This is a genomic window from Aestuariibacter salexigens DSM 15300 (assembly GCF_000429145.1).
In the GTDB taxonomy this organism is placed as follows: Bacteria; Pseudomonadota; Gammaproteobacteria; order Enterobacterales; family Alteromonadaceae; genus Aestuariibacter; species Aestuariibacter salexigens.
Genome location: NZ_AUBH01000003.1, coordinates 211662 through 229740, shown reverse-complemented (window position 1 = coordinate 229740; position 18079 = coordinate 211662). Strand labels below are relative to the sequence as shown.

The window sequence follows — 18079 nt, the reverse complement described above, 5'->3', positions numbered from 1 at the left end:
ACATGACCAGCGTATTCACCAGTTTTGTCGCGCTGATGGCCACCGCCGTGCTGATGGTATGGCTGTTTCGTCGTCTCAATCTTCCCGCTATTCTCGCGTATCTTGTATCTGGCGTGTTATTAGGCCCGGATTTACTGTCTGTATTTACTCACCCTGAAGACATGCACTTAATCGCTGAAATTGGCATTGTGTTTCTGCTGTTTTCACTGGGACTTGAGTTCTCACTGCCGAAAATGATTGCCATGCGACATCTGGTATTTGGTGTCGGCCTTGGACAAATGCTCCTAACTACCGGTTTTTTCATGCTAATCGCCATGTTAGCCGGATTACCACTTGCTCAAGCCTTTGTCATTGGCGGCATGTTAGCGCTGTCGTCAACGGCTATTGTGATTAAACAAGCGGGAGAATTAGGCATCATCAATACACCCCGCTCGCAGATGGCAGTGAGTATTCTGTTGTTTCAGGATCTGGCCGTGGTGCCGTTTCTGATAGTTATTCCACTGCTGGCTGATGGCAACGACGGTAGCCTGCTAGCCGCAATAAGTATTGCAACGCTGAAAGGTGTTCTGGTCGTTGTGATACTGATGTCGATTGGTAAATGGCTGCTGCCTCGGGTCTTTATCGAAGTGGCTAACACTCGTACCGACGAATTATTTGTCTTGACCACCATCGTTGTCGCGTTGCTGGCTGCCGGCCTGACTTATGCATTTGGCCTCTCGATGGCACTTGGCGCGTTTTTGGCAGGTATGATGCTCAGTGAAAGTCAGTATCGTCATCAACTAGAAGCGGATATTCGCCCTTTCAGAGATATTCTGATGGGATTGTTTTTTGCCACGGTGGGCATGCAGCTGCAACTAGACGTGCTCTTAGGACAGTTCCATTGGGTTGTAATGGGATTGCTGGTGTTACTGGTGGTCAAGGTTCTGCTCGTCAGATTTGCGGCCTGGCTGGTTAAAGCACCTGCTACTGATGCCTGGGCAACAGGCTTTAAGGTGTGTCAGATGGGCGAGTTTAGTTTTGTGATTGGCGCGCTGGCTGTCGACACTCAGGTGCTGACCTCGTCCCAGGTGTCGCTACTGGTGAGCATTGGTGTGTTAAGTATGGCGGTGACGCCAAGTTTAATCACACACAGCCTCAAACTGGCAAAGCACGTGGTTAAGCAGCCTGAGCCTGACGCGACACCACCACTGCAAGACGGCACTGGCAAGACGCTCGATAATCATGTGCTTATTCTTGGCTTTGGTCGGGTTGGTCAGTCTGTTGCGCGCATGCTGCATCTGGAGAATATTCACTATGCCGCAATTGATGCTGACCCGGTGCGGGTGTTAGAAAGCCGAAATGCAGGCGAGCAGGTATTTTTTGGTGACGCTGGCAAAAAAGATATTCTGCATAGCGCGGGTATAGCGTCGGCGCGGTTGGTGCTGATAACGTTCGATCAGACCGATAAAGTGGTGACGGTGATCAATACCATAAAGTCGATCAATGATGCGTTGCCAGTGGTGGTCAGAACCCGCAAAGATTATCAGTTAGAGCAGATATACGACGCCGGGGCAGTGCAGGTTGTACCTGAGATTCTGGAGGGAAGCCTGATGCTGGTCTCACAGGTACTACACTATTCGGGCGTGCCTATGTCGCGGATTTTAAAACGCGTCAGAGATGAACGAAAAGGACATTACGGACATATGCATGGCTTTTATCCGGGAGAAACCACGGAAATCAGCTATGGCACACGCGACAAACTGGAATTTATGCACGCCGTTGCTATCACCGACGATGCGTTTGCGAAAAATAAATCATTGCAACAATTGGATTTACTTAGCCGTCGTATATTTGTGAAAGAGATCCGTCGCGGCAGTGATGTCATTGATGCGGCAGACACGGAAACAGTGTTACAAACGGGCGATATATTGGTGATATCCGGGAAACCGCGTCGCATCGAGCGAGTCGAACGGTTTTTATTAGAGGGCGATTAGTATGACAACTCCCGCTATTCAACGTATCGGACAGATTGCGATTACCGTAAGCGATGTTAGCCAAGCGCTTGGTTTTTATGAAGGGATCCTCGGACTTACATTACTATTTCAGCCCTCCGACGAGTTAGCTTTCCTGCAATGCGACAGCGTAAGGATAATGCTAAGCACCCCTCAGGGAGCAGGTGAGGTCGGTAAAAATTCGATCACGTATTTCGTTACCACCGCGGTAGAGAGTGTCTATGAAAATGCCATACATTCAGGTGCCACCCCGGAGCGTGAACCGCAGCTCACGGCAAAAATGTCAGACCATGAGCTGTGGATAGGTTTTATTAGAGACCCTGATGGAAACCTTATTGGTTTAATGGAAGAAAAGCGTTAGCGTGTCTTCAAGCAACGCGGTCGTTTTCCAAATCGTCAAATTTTTTCTTTAAATCGTATTTTTCGTCGGTGACGATTTTTTCCAGTATTTCAATACGTTCTTGCAAGGCATCAATGTGACGCTGCATGGCCTCTGTCTGCTGCAGATATTCCGCATCGTGTTTGTTTTTTTTCCTGCCTCCAGTCACTTGTACAATTGCCCAGGCGATAATGGCGACGATAGCAACGGGTGTCCAACTCATGATGGGTTCCTTATTTTGTGTTTAAAACCCTTATTCACTTAAGTGTAAGGTGTTATTCGACTTTTGACTTGCAATTTAACTGCCAAAATTAAAAGTCATATAAAACATATGGTTACGCTTGGTGAGAATGATAAACCTGACACTTAGTGGGCAATTTCGTAAAATCTTGCGGTTTTTCACTAAGTGTCTCAGTTAATGAACGTTGCAGACGAAGACCAAAAATGGATGCGGCATGCGATGGAACTGGCGCAACAGGCTGCCGAAGTAGGCGAGGTGCCGGTAGGAGCTGTGGTGGTGTACAATGGTGAGATGATTGGCCAGGGGTTCAATCACCCCATTGGTCGTCACGATCCGTCTGCGCATGCCGAAATGTTGGCGTTGAGAGATGCTGCTGTTCGGGTTGGTAATTATCGTCTGCTCGGTGCGACGCTCTACGTAACGCTAGAGCCCTGTCCTATGTGTGCGGGATTATTGGTGCATAGCCGTATCCAGCGGTTAGTCTTTGGTGCGAGCGATGCAAAAACGGGTGCCATTGAGAGTGCAATGCGACTGCTTGAACACCCCTCGCATAATCACAAAGTGGAGGTGATGGGCGGTGTTCTGGCAGAGCAATGTGGAAAGTTACTGAGTGACTTCTTTCGTGCCCGTCGTGCGCAGATAAAAGCCGAAAAAGCGCTGCGAAAACAGCCTGACGGTTTACAGGGTGACTAGCAGGCTTTAGCCCACTGTTCAGACAGTTCAAGTAGCTGCTGTTGACGTCTGCGCTGTTGTATTTTCTGATGTAAACGCTTAAGCATAAGGCGTCTACGGGTTGGGTTATTATTCAGTCTTTGTTGCCTGACTGTCGGTCGTCGTTTCATTCTCACTCCTTGTTGTCGTGTTTTTATTAGACCTGCTAATGTACCGTATTTGTTCAACACTTCCGTGAATTAATTGTGACAGTGAGTAACAAATTCAATAGAGAGGTAAGTAATAAATACGCTTAGTCAGTCGCTTCAATTGACGCTGGCTGTTCGAGCTGCTCGGGGTTTTCATCCAGCCACACCAGGGTGTCATAGTAGCGACGTATGTTATCTACGTAGGTAACGGCCTCATCGCCCCTGGCGTAACCATAGCGTGTGGTGCGGTAATGTTTTTTCTGTCTCAACAATGGTAGATGCTGTTTCACATCTATCCACATGTCCGGGTTGCCGCCGTAGCGTTGAGTCAGTACTCGCGCGTCTTCGAGGTGACCCAGGCCGATGTTGTACGCGGCCATCGCCAGCCATATTCTGTCGGGGGCTTCAATTCGATCGGGAATACGTCTTAGCAGACTGGCAAAATACTCTGCACCGCCTCGAATGCTTTGTTCTGCGTCCAAACGTGAGGTCACATCCCAGTCTTTGGCGGTTGCCAGTGTCAGCATCATCATGCCTCGTACCCCCGTCGGTGATTTTGCTCTGGGGTCCCAATGACTTTCCTGGTAACTCATCGCGGCAATAAGCCGCCAGTCCAAATCCTGTGCGTAAGCCTGAAACAGTGCTTTGTATTCCGGCAAAACCGTTTTGGCGGCTTTAATAAATTCACGGGTATCGACGTAATTGAACTGTCGAATATGCCCAAAGTACTTGTCCTCTAATGCAGCCAATTGGCCATTATTCTGAATAATACCGAAGTATTCGACCAACGCGGCAAGCAACGCGTCGTTATGGTCGTCACTGAGCATCCAGGCTACGCCCTGCTCAGGGGCAATGGTAAAGCCAATACTAAGGTCGGGATAACGTCGTCTCATTACCGCGAGTATATTAGAGTCAGCAATGGTGTAGTCCAACTCACCGGTCGCTACCAGTTCCAGCAATTCCTCGGGGTCCATATTTTCGGTTTCACGCCAGTTCAATGAGCTCAATTCTGACTGATGACTCCGCAGAGTCTCTGCGTGACTACTCTCGGCCACTACGATGAGTTCACCCGTGAGGTCTTCAACCCGACGCGGACGATCAGCTCCCTGCTTGAATACCAATTTCTGGCTGACGTCCTGGTAGGCAGGCCCGAAGCGATACTGTTGCTGTCGTTCTGGTGTCATCGAAATACCGGCGGCAACTAAATCAATATGTCCGTTTTGCACCTGTGGAAACAGTTCGCCAAGATTGTAATAAGCAAAGACTTCCAGTCGCACACCAAGATAATCCGCAAACCCTGCAGCGAGTTCGTACTCAAACCCTTCTGGACCTGTCGCACCATTGTAATAGGTGCTGCGGCCAAACTGTGTGCCGACTTTCAATACGCCAGTATCGATGATCCGCTGTAGGTGATTTTGTTGTGAAGGCGTTGTGCACGCAACGAGCGCACCGACGCTAATCATCAGCGTAAAAATAAGGCGTTTAGATGAGGGGAGCGAAAACTTCATGTCGCCATTGTGAACAAATCTTTGAAAATACGCTAGTCCATCGCTGCATCGCACGAGCAAATCGACTATGGCGTTGTCCCAACACCGTGTTTTGCTCTATAATCCGCGGCCTGAATCGTCCTTCACCTTCGATGACCCGCCTGCGGTTGTCATAACCCGGTACATTGCACATGTTAGTTCTTCGCGGCGCACCTGCTCTTACTGAATTTTCTCATAAACAACTCCAGCAAAAACTGCAGCAGCTTGGCATCCCAGCTGACGATTTGTTTGCGGAATACATGCATTTTGTTGATGTGGCGTCGCCGCTGAGTGAGCAGCAACACAACGTTCTGGAAAAGTTACTAACCTACGGCCCGAAGATGACAAGTGGCGACCCGAAAGGCTCGTTGCTATTGGTTACGCCTCGCCCAGGGACAATATCTCCCTGGTCTTCAAAAGCGACGGATATCGCGCATATATGCGGTCTGGCAAATATTAATAGAATCGAACGGGGTGTTGCTTATTACCTGCCGCTCTCAGAGCAGCATGATGAGTCCACGTTTAAAAAGATCTGTGCGTTGATACACGATCGCATGACCGAGTCAGTCTTTACGGACAGTCGCGATGCACAACAACTTTTCCATGCCAGCGAAGCCAACAGGTTCAGCAGCGTGGATATCCTCGGTGGGGGCAAGGCAGCACTGGAAGAGGCGAACAGCCGTCTCGGCCTGGCATTAGCAGATGATGAAATTGACTATCTGGTCACAAGTTTTAGCACGCTAAATCGCAACCCTAATGATGTTGAACTGTATATGTTCGCTCAGGCTAACTCCGAACATTGCCGTCACAAAATTTTCAATGCCGATTGGACAATTGATGGCGCTCTACAGCCTAAATCGTTGTTCAAAATGATTAAGAACACCTATGAGCATTGCAGTGATTACGTGCACTCAGCATATAAAGACAATGCCGCAGTGATGGAAGGTCACGCAGCAGGCCGTTTCTTTCCGTCGCCGGATACCCTTGAATATCGCTATCACTGTGAAGACATCGACATTCTGATGAAGGTTGAAACCCATAACCACCCGACCGCAATCTCTCCATTCCCGGGAGCGGCAACCGGCTCCGGCGGTGAAATACGTGATGAAGGCGCAACCGGACGAGGTGCCAAGCCTAAAGCCGGGTTGGTCGGTTTTAGCGTCTCTAACCTCAATATCCCCGGTTTCGAACAGCCTTGGGAACAGCCCTACGGTAAACCGGACCGCATAGTCAGTGCGTTAGACATTATGTTAGATGGTCCGTTGGGAGGGGCTGCGTTCAATAATGAATTTGGGCGTCCGGCGCTGCTAGGGTACTTCAGAACCTATGAGCAGCAGGTGAACAGTTTTAATGGTGTCGAAGTCCGTGGCTACCATAAGCCTATTATGTTGGCTGGAGGTATCGGTAATATCCGTAAGCAGCATACTCAAAAGGGAGAGATTACGGTCGGTGCAAAGCTGATTGTACTGGGCGGCCCGGCGATGAATATCGGCCTGGGTGGTGGTGCAGCGTCATCAATGACATCAGGCCAGTCAAGTGAAGATTTAGATTTTGCGTCAGTACAGCGTGATAACCCCGAGATAGAACGCCGCTGCCAGGAAGTGATTGATAAATGCTGGCAAATGGGCGAGAACAATCCTATTCAGTTTATACATGATGTCGGTGCAGGCGGACTTTCCAATGCCTTCCCGGAACTGGTCAACGATGGCGGTCGTGGCGGCGTGTTCGAACTTCGTAATGTGCCAAATGATGAGCCAGGCATGACACCATTGGAGATCTGGTGTAACGAGTCTCAGGAACGCTATGTGCTTTCTGTGGCACCAGAAAACCTGGACCTGTTTGAATCGATATGTGCCCGCGAGCGTGCGCCTTTCGCGGTTATTGGCGAAGCGACCGAACAGCGCCACCTTAGTCTGACGGATGCGCAGTTTGATAATAAACCTATCGATATGCCGCTCGATGTCTTGCTGGGCAAACCGCCAAAAATGCATCGTCAGGTTGAATCGGCCTCGGCGCAGGGGGATACGTTGGACCTAAGCAATGTCGATATTGACGAGGCCGCGGAAAGGATTTTGCGTCTACCTGCGGTGGCGGAAAAAACGTTTCTGATCACCATTGGTGACCGCTCGGTAACAGGTATGGTATGCCGTGACCAGATGGTTGGCCCTTGGCAGATCCCTGTCGCCGATGTCGCCGTAACGGCTGCCGCATTTGATACCTATCACGGCGAAGCAATGTCGATGGGCGAGCGCACGCCGGTTGCCCTGTTAAATCATGCTGCTTCAGCCAGGCTTGCCGTGGGTGAAGCACTGACTAATATTGCGGCTGCCAGCATTGGCGATATCAAGCGTATAAAATTGTCTGCCAACTGGATGGCCGCGGCTGGTCATCCCGGAGAAGATGCAGGTTTATATGAAGCGGTTAAAGCCGTAGGGGAGGAGCTGTGTCCCGCATTGGATCTGACCATACCGGTTGGTAAAGATTCAATGTCAATGAAAACACGCTGGCAGGATGGCGACCAGGACAAATCTGTCACTGCACCCTTGTCACTGGTTATTTCTGCGTTTGGTGCGGTAAAGGATATCCGCAAAACCCTGACGCCGCAGCTTCGCACTGACAAAGGCGATACCAGTTTATTATTGATCGACCTAGGGCAGGCTAAGAATCGTATGGGGGCGAGTTGCCTTGCTCAAGTTTATCAGCAGCTTGGTACGGACACGCCGGATGTGGATAGTCCTGCTGTTCTGCGTGGGTTTTATGAGGTGATTCAATCGCTTAACGCAGATGGGAAATTGCTTGCTTACCACGACCGCTCAGATGGTGGCTTGTTTGTCACTGTGGTTGAAATGGCATTTGCCGGACATGTTGGTCTCAACATCAACCTTGATACCTGTCATGGTGACAATTTATCGGTCTTGTTTAACGAAGAGCTCGGTGCCGTTGTGCAGGTACGTAATGAAGATCTTCAGGCGGTACTCGATAGGTTAAATAGCCATGGCCTGAGTGCGATGACGCATCAAATAGGTTCGCCGACAGATGACGATACGATTACATTTACTCGTGGTGGCCAGACTGTATTGAGCAGTACTCGAGCACACTGGCGTAAGGTGTGGGCAGAGACCACCTATCACATGCAGGCGTTACGTGATAATCCAGAGTGTGCAGAGCAGGAGTTTGCTGCCAAGCAGGATGTCAACGATCCTGGTCTTAGCGCATCCCTCACCTTTGACCCCGCAGAGGATATTGCGGCGCCCTATATCGCCAAAGGCGTTGCACCGAAAATTGCAATACTGCGTGAACAGGGCGTGAATTCTCACGTTGAGATGGCCGCAGCATTCGATCGCGCTGGTTTTTCCGCCATTGATGTACACATGAGCGATGTTCTTGCCGGGCGCGTTACGCTGGATCACTTCCAGGCACTGGTGGCTTGTGGTGGTTTTTCCTACGGCGATGTATTAGGTGCCGGTGAGGGTTGGGCAAAGTCGATTTTATTCAATGACAGGGTCAGAGAGCAGTTCGCTGAATTTTTTGCCCGTCCCGATACGTTATCTCTCGGTGTGTGTAATGGTTGCCAGATGATGTCAAACCTGAAGTCGCTTATCCCGGGTGCTGACCATTGGCCACATTTCGTGAACAATCTGTCCGCTCGCTTTGAAGCACGGGTAGCACTGGTTGAAGTGGCTGACTCTCCATCCCTGGTGTTGCAAGGTATGCAAGGCTCAATCATGCCAATTGCGGTAAGTCACGGCGAGGGGCGCGCCGAATTTGCCGATTCGGCACAACGCAAAACGCTCGGTAATAACAAGCAAATCGCGCTGCAGTATGTTGATAATTATCATCGCGTTACAGAGCAGTACCCCGCCAACCCGAACGGAACTCAGGATGGTATCACTGGACTCACATCTGTGGATGGTCGCGCTACCATTATGATGCCGCACCCAGAGCGTGTATTCAGGACAGTGGCTAACAGCTGGCATCCGGATGAATGGGGAGAAGATAGCCCTTGGATGCGCATGTTCAGAAACGCCCGTAAAGCGCTGAGCTAATGACCATTTTACCCGATAAACTGACGTCAAGGATTTGACGTCTGTAGGTAAATATTTGAGCACTTGACTTGTCAAGTGCTTTTTTTGTATTTAATATCAACACCTTCAACCGGTCATCCGACCATGGACGCGTTGCAAGCAAGAATAAATGGGTAGAGAGCAGCGACGAATTTTCGACGCGCGCTTTAACTAAAAACAATAAAAAAAGACAAGAGAGTTAGCATGCACCGTTCATCACGTGGGTTTGGCCTTACCGGAGTGGCCATTGCCGTTATCGTCATGATTATTACTGCAGTATTCAGTACGTCTGCAAAGTCATCATCACATATCGAGTTCGAAAAGTTGATTGCCTCTAGTGGCGTTACCGCTTGCTGTGAAGTTCGCGATTAAGCAGTTTTTCTTCACTGCTCTTTTTCAGTAATACATACACTGCGCCATAGCCGCCGTGGATCTTGAGCGCACTATGAAATGCGATAACGGCATCCATTTGCCGTAGCCAACGATTCACGTAGCTTTTCATGAAACCTGCGAAGGGTTTACTGTTTATCCCTAAACCGTGGCGAATCAACAATGTTCGCACACCTTTTTTGTGACATTGGTTGATGGTGTCAAACACCTGTTGTCTGGCTTGCTCAAAAGAAAGCGATTGTAGATTGAGAGTCGAATCAATCTGATACTTCCCTAAGCGCAGGTTTTTAAATACGCCATGCTGTACGCCATCTTTCTTAAAACTCAACTCATCCATGGGATCGACAGGTGTAACCGCTTCGACACTTAAAAAGTTGGGATCTTTATTATGTAATCGCTGCGCGGATTCACGTCTGCGTCTGGCCGTCTCTTCATCCATTTGGCTGCTGCGTATGGTGACTTTTGGGTCGTCCTGACGCAGAGGTTTCACGTCCCCCATCTCCTGCCAGAAGAGGTCACGTTCACTTGTACTATTGGCCATACACGCGTCCTTTAGTGGTAACTTAACCGACGTTTACCTGTTACTATGAGCGAATAATAACAAAAGGATCACCTCATGCGCTTTCCCCTTTTATTTTTTATTACCGTGTTTACTTTGCAAGCGTGCCAGCCATCAACCCAATCCGTTTCAGAACAAACGCAAGCGGCCGCTGATGGGGCTGATGCTGAGCAAGTATCAAACAGCGATTCGTTTTATTACAGCAATGATTATCATTCGTTTGCCAACCCTGAGCAGGTATTGGTGACACACTTGGACTGGGACGTTACAGTTGATTTTGATGCGCGTAAATTGCAAGCCGTTGCACATCTGCAATACGAAAAGGTAGATCCAGCAGCAACAACTCTGATTGTTGATACGCGAGCACTGCAGGTGTCAAAAATCGAGGCAAACGACCAGCAGCTCGATTTTACGCTGGCAGAGCCCGATGAAAATTTAGGGACGGCATTGCACATTTCATTGCCTGAACAGGGCAGTGTTGTGTCAATCCATTACAGCACATCGCCAGATGCCTCGGGCGTACAGTGGCTGACGCCGGAGCAGACGGCCAGTAAAACATCGCCGTTTTTGTTCACCCAGGCACAGGCTATTCACGCACGCAGCTTTATTCCGATACAGGACTCGCCTGGTGTAAGGATTACCTACTCCGCGACGGTAAGAACGCCGGAAAACTTACTTGCGGTGATGAGCGCAAGAAACGAGCCTGATACTGCGCGTGACGGCGTTTATGAGTTCACTATGCCACAGCCCATTCCTTCTTATTTGATCGCACTGGCGGTTGGTAATCTGGAATTTAAAGCCATGGGGGAGCGTACCGGGGTTTATGCTGAGCCGCCTTTGCTTGACGCTGCGGCGAAGGAGTTTGAAGACACAGAAGCAATGTTGATAGCGACCGAAAATAAGTACGGGGCGTACGCATGGGAACGCTATGACTTGCTTATTTTACCACCATCCTTTCCGTTTGGAGGAATGGAAAATCCGCGCCTCTCATTTATTACGCCGACCGTCATTGCCGGTGATAAAAGCCTGGTGGCATTGATTGCCCACGAGCTTGCTCATTCCTGGTCTGGCAATACGGTAACGAATGCCACATGGCGGGATCTGTGGTTAAACGAAGGTTTTACCACTTATCTAACCTACCGAATTATGGAAATGATATATGGTGAAGACCGTTACCGTATGGAAGCCGTACTTGGCATGCAGGATCTGCAACAGGATCTACAGACATTGTCGGCAGGCGATCAGATCATGGCCATAGACTTACGCGGGCGCGATGCGGATGACGTATTCAGTAATATCCCGTATGAAAAAGGCGCGCTGTTTTTGCGGGACCTGGAGCAAACGGTTGGTCGTGAGGCGTTTGATCAGTTTTTATTGGAATACTTTGATGCCTTTGCCTTCAAAAGCATCACCACTGACCAGTTTCTTGACTACCTGCAACAAACGCTCGCCGCTCAGTACCCTGACAAGGTCGACATGCAGCGCATAGAGCAGTGGATATTGAAGCCTGGCTTGCCGGCCAATGTGCCGGTCGTTGAATCAGATGCATTTTCCAGCATTGATCATCAGCGACAGCAATTTTTGCAGGGCGAAATCAGAGCCGCAGATATTAAGGTAGGCAACTGGACGTATCATCAATGGAATTATTTCCTGCGCGGTCTTCCTGAGTCATTGAGTATCGACCAAATGAGTGCGCTTGATAGCGCATTTAACCTGACGCAAGTCAGCAATAATGAAATTGCGCATACATGGCTGTTACTGGCCATTCAGAAACAGTATCAACCTGCTTATGAACGCCTGTATAACTACCTGACCGGCATCGGTCGTAACAAATTAGTCAGGCCGCTGTATGCTGAATTAGCGAAGACGGAGCAGGGCAAAGCGTTTGCAAAACGCGCCTTTGAAGAAGCGAAATCGGGTTACCATCCACTGACAATCAAAGCCAATCAGGACTTTGTTAATTAGAATAAAAATAACACGCAGAAGTAAGTGAGGAAAAATATGAGTCATTCAAAAACGGTGTCGGCGCTTTGTACTGCAGTCGCGCTTGCCATCACAGGTTGTGCGCAGGAACAGGCGCAACAAGCACCTGCAACGATAGCCTCTGAGGCCCAGTCGCTGACGGCGCAGGATGCTAAAAACTTCGTCGAAGAAGCCCAGTCAGAACTGGCAAAATTGCAGTATCCAGCAGCGCAAGCAGCCTGGGTGTATCAAACGTATATCAATCAGGACTCCGCGGCGGTCAGCGCCTATTTATCAGAGAAGTTAACCAGCCGCGCATCTGAGCTGGCGAAACAGGCCGCGACGTTCAATGACGTCGATGTAGATGCAGACACACGGCGTAAACTGGACTTAATGCGTTATGGTTTGGTCCTGCCAGCACCGCAGGATCCTGCCAAATCCGAGCGGCTTGCCGAGCTCGGTGCTGAGCTTGAAGGTTTATATGGAAGCGGGCGTTATTGTCGAGATGATAACACCTGCTGGCGCCTGACCGACATGTCGGCCAAGATGGCCACTGAACGTGATGCAGACTTACTACTGGAAATGTGGCAGGGATGGCGTGAGGTCTCTGTGCCGATGAAAGCGCTGTACGAAGAGCAGGTGACACTGGCCAATCAGGGAGCACAGGAGCTTGGTTTTGGCGATGTCAGTGATATCTGGCGTGGCAGCTATGACATGCCTGCCGATGATTTTGGCAATGAGCTAGACAGACTGTGGGGGCAGGTAAAACCCTTCTACGATGCTCTGCATTGTCATGTCAGGGCCGAGTTAGGCGAGCATTATGGGGAAGACGTGGTTCCACAGGATAAACCCATTCCTGCGCATCTGTTGGGCAATATGTGGGCACAGACCTGGGGAAATATCTATGACCTGGTTAAGCCTGAGCAGGAGCTGGATGTTATCGACGTTACTCAGGCATTGGCCGAGCACGATTATGATGAGATTAAAATGGTCAGGCAGGCCGAGTCATTCTTCTCATCACTTGGCTTTGAGCCGCTACCAGAGACGTTTTGGCAGCGCAGTCAGTTCCAACAGCCTGCCGATCGTGACGTCGTCTGTCATGCATCCGCATGGAATATAGATAGTAAAGACGACCTACGCATTAAAATGTGTATTCAGAAAACCGGTGAAGAGTTTGCCACTATTCACCATGAACTGGGTCATAACTACTATCAACGCGCTTACAATACGTTACCGATGTTGTATCAGGGGTCAGCGAATGATGGTTTTCACGAGGCCATAGGCGACACTATTTCACTGTCTATTACGCCCAAGTATTTACAACAGATTGGGCTGGTCGACAGTGTGCCTGATGCGTCAAATGACATTGGTATGCTGCTTAAGCTGGCTCTGGACAAAATTGCGTTTGTGCCCTTTGGCTTGCTTGTAGACCAGTGGCGTTGGAAGGTGTTTTCAGGTGAAATTTCACCTGCTGATTACAACAAAGCATGGTGGGAATTACGTGAAAAGTATCAGGGCGTTATGGCGCCGATAGAGCGTGATGCGGATGCGTTTGATCCTGGTGCTAAATACCACGTGCCAGCGAATACTCCCTATACGCGCTACTTCCTGGCGCATATTCTGCAGTTCCAATTCCATCGCGCCTTGTGCGAAATTGCCGGTGATGATGGCCCGGTTCACCGCTGCTCTATTTACGGCAGCGAAAAGGCGGGTAACGCGCTGAATGCCATGCTGGAAATGGGCATGAGTCAACCTTGGCAGAATGCACTGGAGACCATGACGGGCAGTCGCCAGATGGACGCGACGGCGATCCTTGATTATTTTGCACCGTTAAAAGACTGGCTTGATGAGCAAAATCAAAACCGCCAGTGTGGCTGGTAAGTCAAATAAAGGCGCTGTTATTCAGCGCCTTTTTTACGTAGACGGTCGCGTAGCGACAGAACACCACGGGTTTACCCGTGGATGAATGAGTCCGACGACTGTATGCTGCTGCTATGGAAGTCAGAGTCTCATCACATGGTTTATACCGACTTCAGTATCACGTAGTTTGGGTCACCAAATACAGGCGTCGGATACTGAAGCCTTTCGTTGTGGAGTATTTGCGCAAGGTGTTGCCGAAGCTGCTGCGAAGTATGCCCGGCGTAACGATAGAGCAGATGGGCTTTGATAATGATCACATGCACTTAGTGATGGTCATACCCCCCAAGTATTCTATCGCGGAGGTGATGGGTGAGCTCAAAGCCCGCTCTGCGTCAAATATGAGAAAAACGTTCAATTGGCTGTCCAAGGTTTATTGGAAAGAGAACGTTGTGTGGTCGACGGGCTACTTTGTTAGCAGCGTAGGCTTAGACGAGCACACAATACGTAACTACGTTGAGCATCAAGGTCGAAAGGATTCAGGTCAGCTCCGAATGGAGCTGTAGCGGTAAGAACCCCGGGCATGCCCGGGGGAATCTATATCGGTTTGTGAACACAGTGCGGATTGGCGACGTATTGTGTTGGGTAATAAAATTCCGTCGCAGAAATTCGCTAATTAATCGTAATGTTTTGCAACATATTGGGGGCGTGCATAGCATACTGCTCCTGGTTTTTGGTAATCGTAAAAAGGAGTGGATGCAATGCACCGCATCAGTAAACTTGCGTGTCTGGCAATAGCCTTTTCAGGAACGGCTTTTGCTGAGACTAAAGTCGATTCAACACCGGCGCTCATTGACGTGCCAACCTATAAGAATTCCGACCAGCCTATGCCTAGATTTGCGGTCGATGCCAGTTGGCCAACGTTGCCTGAAACCTGGTTATTGGGACAGACCAGCGGTCTGTCGGTAGACAAATACGATCACATCTGGATCCTGCAGCGCCCCAACTCTCTGGGAGGGTTAGATAAAGGGTTAGTTGCTGATCCGCCCACGGCTGTGTGCTGCGAACCCGCGCCACATATTATTCGTTTTAAACCAGATGGCACCGTGGACAAAGCATGGGGTGGGCCATCTCACGCACCTGACATTGACGGTGTTAACCAGTGGCCAGTCAATGTCCATGGACTTTACGTCGACAGTAAGGATAGCGTGTGGATTGCAGGAAACGGCAAAGATGACCATGTCGTTCTCAACTTTACCTTTGACGGTGAATTTCTCAATGCCATCGGTAAGCGCGGCGATACACGCGGTAACATGGACACCTCAACACTGGGTAATCCATCAGATATTTACCACGACCCAATGCATGATGAGGTGGTCATTTCCGACGGCTATATCAATGCGCGTCTGGCCTCATTTGCGACAGACAATCGTCAGGCAACCCATATCCTCGGTGCATATGGTAACCAACCAACCGGGCCCGTAAGAGAAGGGGATTTCGATCAGTCTCAGGCGGCTCAGCCTCAGCAGCAAGGGGTTGACGTTGAAAATCCGCTTTTCGGAAATATTGTGCATTGTGTGAACCAGGCATCGGATGGATTAATCTACGTATGTGACCGACGCAATAACCGTGTACAGATTTTCAAACGAGGTGTCGATGGTGAAATAGCCTTTGCGGAAAACCTGGTAGTGCGGGGCGAAACTGGCGGTTTGGGCACCGCCACAGACGTGGCGTTTTCACCGGATGAGAAGTATTTATATGTTGCCGATATGATGAATGGCAGAGTCTGGATATATCTTCGTGATTCGTTAACCCTGCTTGGCTCTTTTGGTAGAAATGGCCGCTATCCCGGTCAGTTTACCTGGCTGCATAGCGTCGATACCGATAGTCACGGGAACATATATACCACCGAGGTGAATACTGGACGTAGGGTTCAGAAATTCAGCTTCTTAGGTGTTTATTAGTGACATTGTTAACTGCTGATGTGCTTTGGCTGCTTGCGGCGATGCTGGCGGCCGGCGCATTTGCCGGTCTTACCGCCGGTCTGTTTGGCGTCGGTGGTGGATTTGTTGTCGTGCCCGTTCTGCTGTTCATCTTTGAACGAGCCGGAGTGGACGCGAGTATCGCAGTGCACCTGGCGATTGGCACGTCATTGGCGACAATTATTTTTACGTCTTTGCGCGCCATGCGTTCGCATGCCAAACGAGGCTCGGTAGATTTCGCTGTGTTGAAAGGGTGGGCGCTGTGGATTGTCGCCGGGGTTCTGATTGGTTTGGTGATCGCCGCTGATGCACCGGCATCGGCGTTGATAGGGATATTCGGGACAGGTGTACTCATACTGTCATTGCACTTCCTGTTCCCTCACTGGCTGGCAGACAAGCGCGTCAGCCGTGATATGCCGCAAGGCGGAATAAAGGTCCTGATAGCCACGTTTCTGGGCGCAGTATCGGCCTTATTGGGGATCGGTGGCGGTACGATTGCGGTGTTGACGATGACCATGTCAGGTCGGCCGATTCATCAAGCCGTTGGTACGGCGTCGGGTTTTGGCGCACTTATCGCCATTCCCGGCACACTCGGTTTTATCTTTATCGGTTGGAATGCGCTAAATCTGCCACTCGCGTCGATTGGCTATGTAAATCTCATTGGCTGGTTAGGTATCAGTGCTATCGCTTTGCTGACGGCACCGCTGGGAGCAAGACTGGCCCACGCATTAAACCCCGATAAACTTAAACGGGCGTTTGGTGTGTACTTGTTACTGGTAGGCGGGGTGATGCTGCAGAAGAGTCTTGGGTTCTCGTTCTAACACTTTATTAGACTGGCGTCCCCACCGCGACTCGAACGCAGATCTAAAGCTTAGGAGGCTCTTGTTTTATCCAGTTAAACTATGGGGACTGACCGCGCGGTAGATTATTACCTAGCAAACGGTGCAATAAAACCCCTAACGTCTGGCGACGTAGTCGTTTGGCTGAATATTGCCCAATAACATACCATCAGCAGGGACAACTGTTGCACTATCAGTAAAGGCGCTTGTAACAACAAGTGGGGTTGGTGCCAATACGTACTGCTGATGTCGATTGCCAAGTGGGTCATAAAACTGGTGCATTTGAAACAGCGTCAGTTCATCGCCTTCCTGTACGCCCTGGCTGGTGCCAATATTGACATGTAAGGTGTTATTTTCCACCATGATGACTTTTCCGAAAGCGGGCATGCAGCTAATGTTTTCATCGACTTTCTGCATGACATCCTGAAGCATTTCACTGATTAGGGTGCCATAGGATGATTTCCAGAATCTGGCACTGTTGGTATCGACCTGCTCTCTGTAGTCAAAGTCCCATGTTGTACTATCAGCGAAGGTCTGTTCAAACACTATGGCACCGGTAAGGCCATCCATTAACGCCACATTCAGCGCAAAATGCCGAACATAGTTGTCACCCTGCCAGAATTGCCATGCGGAACTTTGTTCTTGTTCAAGGCTAAGGTCGGCAATATACGCAGCTAATACAAACTGGCTATTTGTTTTGTTCGCCAGCATCACACTCTGCTGTGCGTTTGTTAAGGTTTGCCACTGCAGGTAATAAGGTTCAACCTGCTTTATCCGGCCATGGTTGCTGTATTGAACAAATTCGTCCTGCATTAACATAGCAAGCGACCTGCCAAGATGATGTATGCCGCCTGCGGCAGCCTGTTGCCGGTTGCGAATCGGATACCAGGTAGTCACGATAGACTTTTGATAATCTGATGCGTCGCACTGAGAGCTCTGTGGGAATATATCTGCCCTGATCGTGACCGTCACGACATCACCGCTATAGACCTCATCAATCAATTCCAATTGATTCACTTCACCTGTGGCGCGGATTTCTAGTCTGTCATTGCGCAACAGACCGTTTGTCATTTGTTGAACACTTTTAACGCTCGCACCGGCGAACAACAACGCTTGCTTTATGGCTTCGCGGGTGGCCTGCTGGCGAGCCAGTTGTTTATTGCCCTGGTCAATCACTGCCTGCCCTGACGCCTCAAACCAAACGGCGTACAGGGGCAAACTGTACAAGGTGCCGAGCAACATCAATATGTGGCAAATTTTTGCAATCACAGGATCATTACCCTCTTTCTTTATCCGGTTACGTAGCAAGCTGTCAGAATACTGACGCGAAAAAAACGTGTATGTCTGGTTTAGCATTTTTTATACCAGTCATGTGGTTTAAAAGAGGAAACCGCGAGAAGCAACGTTGTGGATCGTTATTTGCTTAGCA

The 18079-nt window shown here is 49.7% G+C and carries 15 protein-coding genes and 1 tRNA gene; 10 read left to right on the top strand and 6 right to left on the bottom strand.

What is annotated here, in order from left to right:
• Window positions 1-2 precede the first annotated feature (2 nt).
• Together G441_RS0106905 and G441_RS0106900 are read left to right on the top strand one after the other, a co-directional pair.
• Window positions 3-1973, top strand: a complete 1971-nt coding sequence (locus G441_RS0106905) for a monovalent cation:proton antiporter family protein (protein WP_026375671.1) — start codon at window positions 3-5, stop codon at window positions 1971-1973.
• Between the two features lies 1 nt (window position 1974).
• Window positions 1975-2352 (top strand): VOC family protein, encoded by a 378-nt coding sequence (locus tag G441_RS0106900; protein ID WP_026375670.1) that lies wholly within the window; start codon window positions 1975-1977, stop codon window positions 2350-2352.
• Window positions 2353-2359: 7 nt separating this feature from the next.
• Here the strand turns inward: G441_RS0106900 and G441_RS0106895 are convergent, their stop codons facing one another.
• Window positions 2360-2593: a hypothetical protein gene (locus G441_RS0106895; RefSeq protein ID WP_026375669.1), complete on the bottom strand. Its 234-nt coding sequence runs from the start codon at window positions 2591-2593 to the stop codon at window positions 2360-2362.
• A 195-nt stretch (window positions 2594-2788) separates the two neighbouring features.
• Here G441_RS0106895 and tadA point away from each other — a divergent pair, with 195 nt between their 5' ends.
• Entirely contained in the window at window positions 2789-3304 is a 516-nt protein-coding gene (gene tadA / locus G441_RS0106890; protein WP_034474650.1) for a tRNA adenosine(34) deaminase TadA, read from the top strand.
• On the opposite strand, the gene G441_RS19825 is transcribed toward tadA, so the two are convergent.
• Together G441_RS19825 and mltF are read right to left on the bottom strand one after the other, a co-directional pair.
• Window positions 3301-3453: a hypothetical protein gene (locus G441_RS19825; RefSeq protein ID WP_169726056.1), complete on the bottom strand. Its 153-nt coding sequence runs from the start codon at window positions 3451-3453 to the stop codon at window positions 3301-3303. The two genes, tadA and G441_RS19825, sit on opposite strands and share 4 nt — an antisense overlap.
• 122 nt (window positions 3454-3575) lie before the next feature.
• Window positions 3576-4979 carry a membrane-bound lytic murein transglycosylase MltF gene (gene mltF / locus G441_RS0106880; protein WP_084407291.1) on the bottom strand — a complete coding sequence of 468 codons (1404 nt, stop codon included), beginning with the start codon at window positions 4977-4979 and terminating at the stop codon, window positions 3576-3578.
• A gap of 170 nt (window positions 4980-5149) precedes the next feature.
• Between mltF and purL the strand changes: the two genes are divergently transcribed.
• Together purL and G441_RS19820 are read left to right on the top strand one after the other, a co-directional pair.
• Window positions 5150-9043, top strand: a complete 3894-nt coding sequence (purL, locus tag G441_RS0106875) for a phosphoribosylformylglycinamidine synthase (RefSeq protein ID WP_026375666.1) — start codon at window positions 5150-5152, stop codon at window positions 9041-9043.
• Window positions 9044-9265: 222 nt separating this feature from the next.
• Complete coding sequence (locus G441_RS19820) at window positions 9266-9433, top strand: hypothetical protein (protein ID WP_169726055.1); 168 nt, start codon at window positions 9266-9268, stop codon at window positions 9431-9433.
• Here G441_RS19820 and smrA read toward each other — a convergent pair.
• Window positions 9405-9992, bottom strand: a complete 588-nt coding sequence (gene smrA / locus G441_RS0106870; protein WP_026375665.1) for a DNA endonuclease SmrA — start codon at window positions 9990-9992, stop codon at window positions 9405-9407. The genes G441_RS19820 and smrA overlap by 29 nt on opposite strands.
• 75 nt (window positions 9993-10067) lie before the next feature.
• On the opposite strand from smrA, the gene G441_RS0106865 reads away from it, so the two are divergent.
• The 5 genes from G441_RS0106865 (at window position 10068) to G441_RS0106845 (ending at window position 16632) form a co-directional block, all read left to right on the top strand.
• Window positions 10068-11975 (top strand): M1 family metallopeptidase, encoded by a 1908-nt coding sequence (locus tag G441_RS0106865; protein ID WP_034474649.1) that lies wholly within the window; start codon window positions 10068-10070, stop codon window positions 11973-11975.
• A gap of 36 nt (window positions 11976-12011) precedes the next feature.
• On the top strand, window positions 12012-13853 hold the full coding sequence (locus G441_RS0106860; RefSeq protein ID WP_026375663.1) for a M2 family metallopeptidase: 1842 nt from the start codon (window positions 12012-12014) through the stop codon (window positions 13851-13853).
• Between the two features lie 113 nt (window positions 13854-13966).
• Window positions 13967-14395, top strand: a complete 429-nt coding sequence (gene tnpA, locus G441_RS19505) for an IS200/IS605 family transposase (RefSeq protein WP_026375662.1) — start codon at window positions 13967-13969, stop codon at window positions 14393-14395.
• 195 nt (window positions 14396-14590) lie between these two features.
• A complete protein-coding gene (locus tag G441_RS0106850; RefSeq protein WP_026375661.1) occupies window positions 14591-15793 on the top strand; it encodes an NHL repeat-containing protein in 1203 nt (400 codons plus the stop codon).
• A complete protein-coding gene (locus G441_RS0106845) occupies window positions 15793-16632 on the top strand; it encodes a sulfite exporter TauE/SafE family protein (RefSeq protein WP_240485094.1) in 840 nt (279 codons plus the stop codon). Before G441_RS0106850 ends, G441_RS0106845 begins: the two co-directional genes overlap by 1 nt.
• A gap of 13 nt (window positions 16633-16645) precedes the next feature.
• On the opposite strand, the gene G441_RS0106840 is transcribed toward G441_RS0106845, so the two are convergent.
• Both G441_RS0106840 and G441_RS0106835 read right to left on the bottom strand, forming a co-directional pair.
• Window positions 16646-16721 (bottom strand) — tRNA-Arg (locus G441_RS0106840).
• 46 nt (window positions 16722-16767) lie between these two features.
• Window positions 16768-18006 (bottom strand): flagellar assembly protein T N-terminal domain-containing protein, encoded by a 1239-nt coding sequence (locus G441_RS0106835; protein ID WP_051275396.1) that lies wholly within the window; start codon window positions 18004-18006, stop codon window positions 16768-16770.
• Window positions 18007-18079: the final 73 nt, after the last annotated feature.

Coding starts and splice junctions, on each gene's coding strand:
- G441_RS0106905 (WP_026375671.1), top strand. CDS start 3: ATGACCAGCGTATTCACCAGTTTTGTCGCGCTGATGGCCACCGCCGTG.
- G441_RS0106900 (WP_026375670.1), top strand. CDS start 1,975: ATGACAACTCCCGCTATTCAACGTATCGGACAGATTGCGATTACCGTA.
- G441_RS0106895 (WP_026375669.1), bottom strand. CDS start 2,593: ATGAGTTGGACACCCGTTGCTATCGTCGCCATTATCGCCTGGGCAATT.
- tadA (WP_034474650.1), top strand. CDS start 2,789: ATGAACGTTGCAGACGAAGACCAAAAATGGATGCGGCATGCGATGGAA.
- G441_RS19825 (WP_169726056.1), bottom strand. CDS start 3,453: ATGAAACGACGACCGACAGTCAGGCAACAAAGACTGAATAATAACCCA.
- mltF (WP_084407291.1), bottom strand. CDS start 4,979: ATGAAGTTTTCGCTCCCCTCATCTAAACGCCTTATTTTTACGCTGATG.
- purL (WP_026375666.1), top strand. CDS start 5,150: ATGTTAGTTCTTCGCGGCGCACCTGCTCTTACTGAATTTTCTCATAAA.
- G441_RS19820 (WP_169726055.1), top strand. CDS start 9,266: ATGCACCGTTCATCACGTGGGTTTGGCCTTACCGGAGTGGCCATTGCC.
- smrA (WP_026375665.1), bottom strand. CDS start 9,992: ATGGCCAATAGTACAAGTGAACGTGACCTCTTCTGGCAGGAGATGGGG.
- G441_RS0106865 (WP_034474649.1), top strand. CDS start 10,068: ATGCGCTTTCCCCTTTTATTTTTTATTACCGTGTTTACTTTGCAAGCG.
- G441_RS0106860 (WP_026375663.1), top strand. CDS start 12,012: ATGAGTCATTCAAAAACGGTGTCGGCGCTTTGTACTGCAGTCGCGCTT.
- tnpA (WP_026375662.1), top strand. CDS start 13,967: ATGGAAGTCAGAGTCTCATCACATGGTTTATACCGACTTCAGTATCAC.
- G441_RS0106850 (WP_026375661.1), top strand. CDS start 14,591: ATGCACCGCATCAGTAAACTTGCGTGTCTGGCAATAGCCTTTTCAGGA.
- G441_RS0106835 (WP_051275396.1), bottom strand. CDS start 18,006: ATGCTAAACCAGACATACACGTTTTTTTCGCGTCAGTATTCTGACAGC.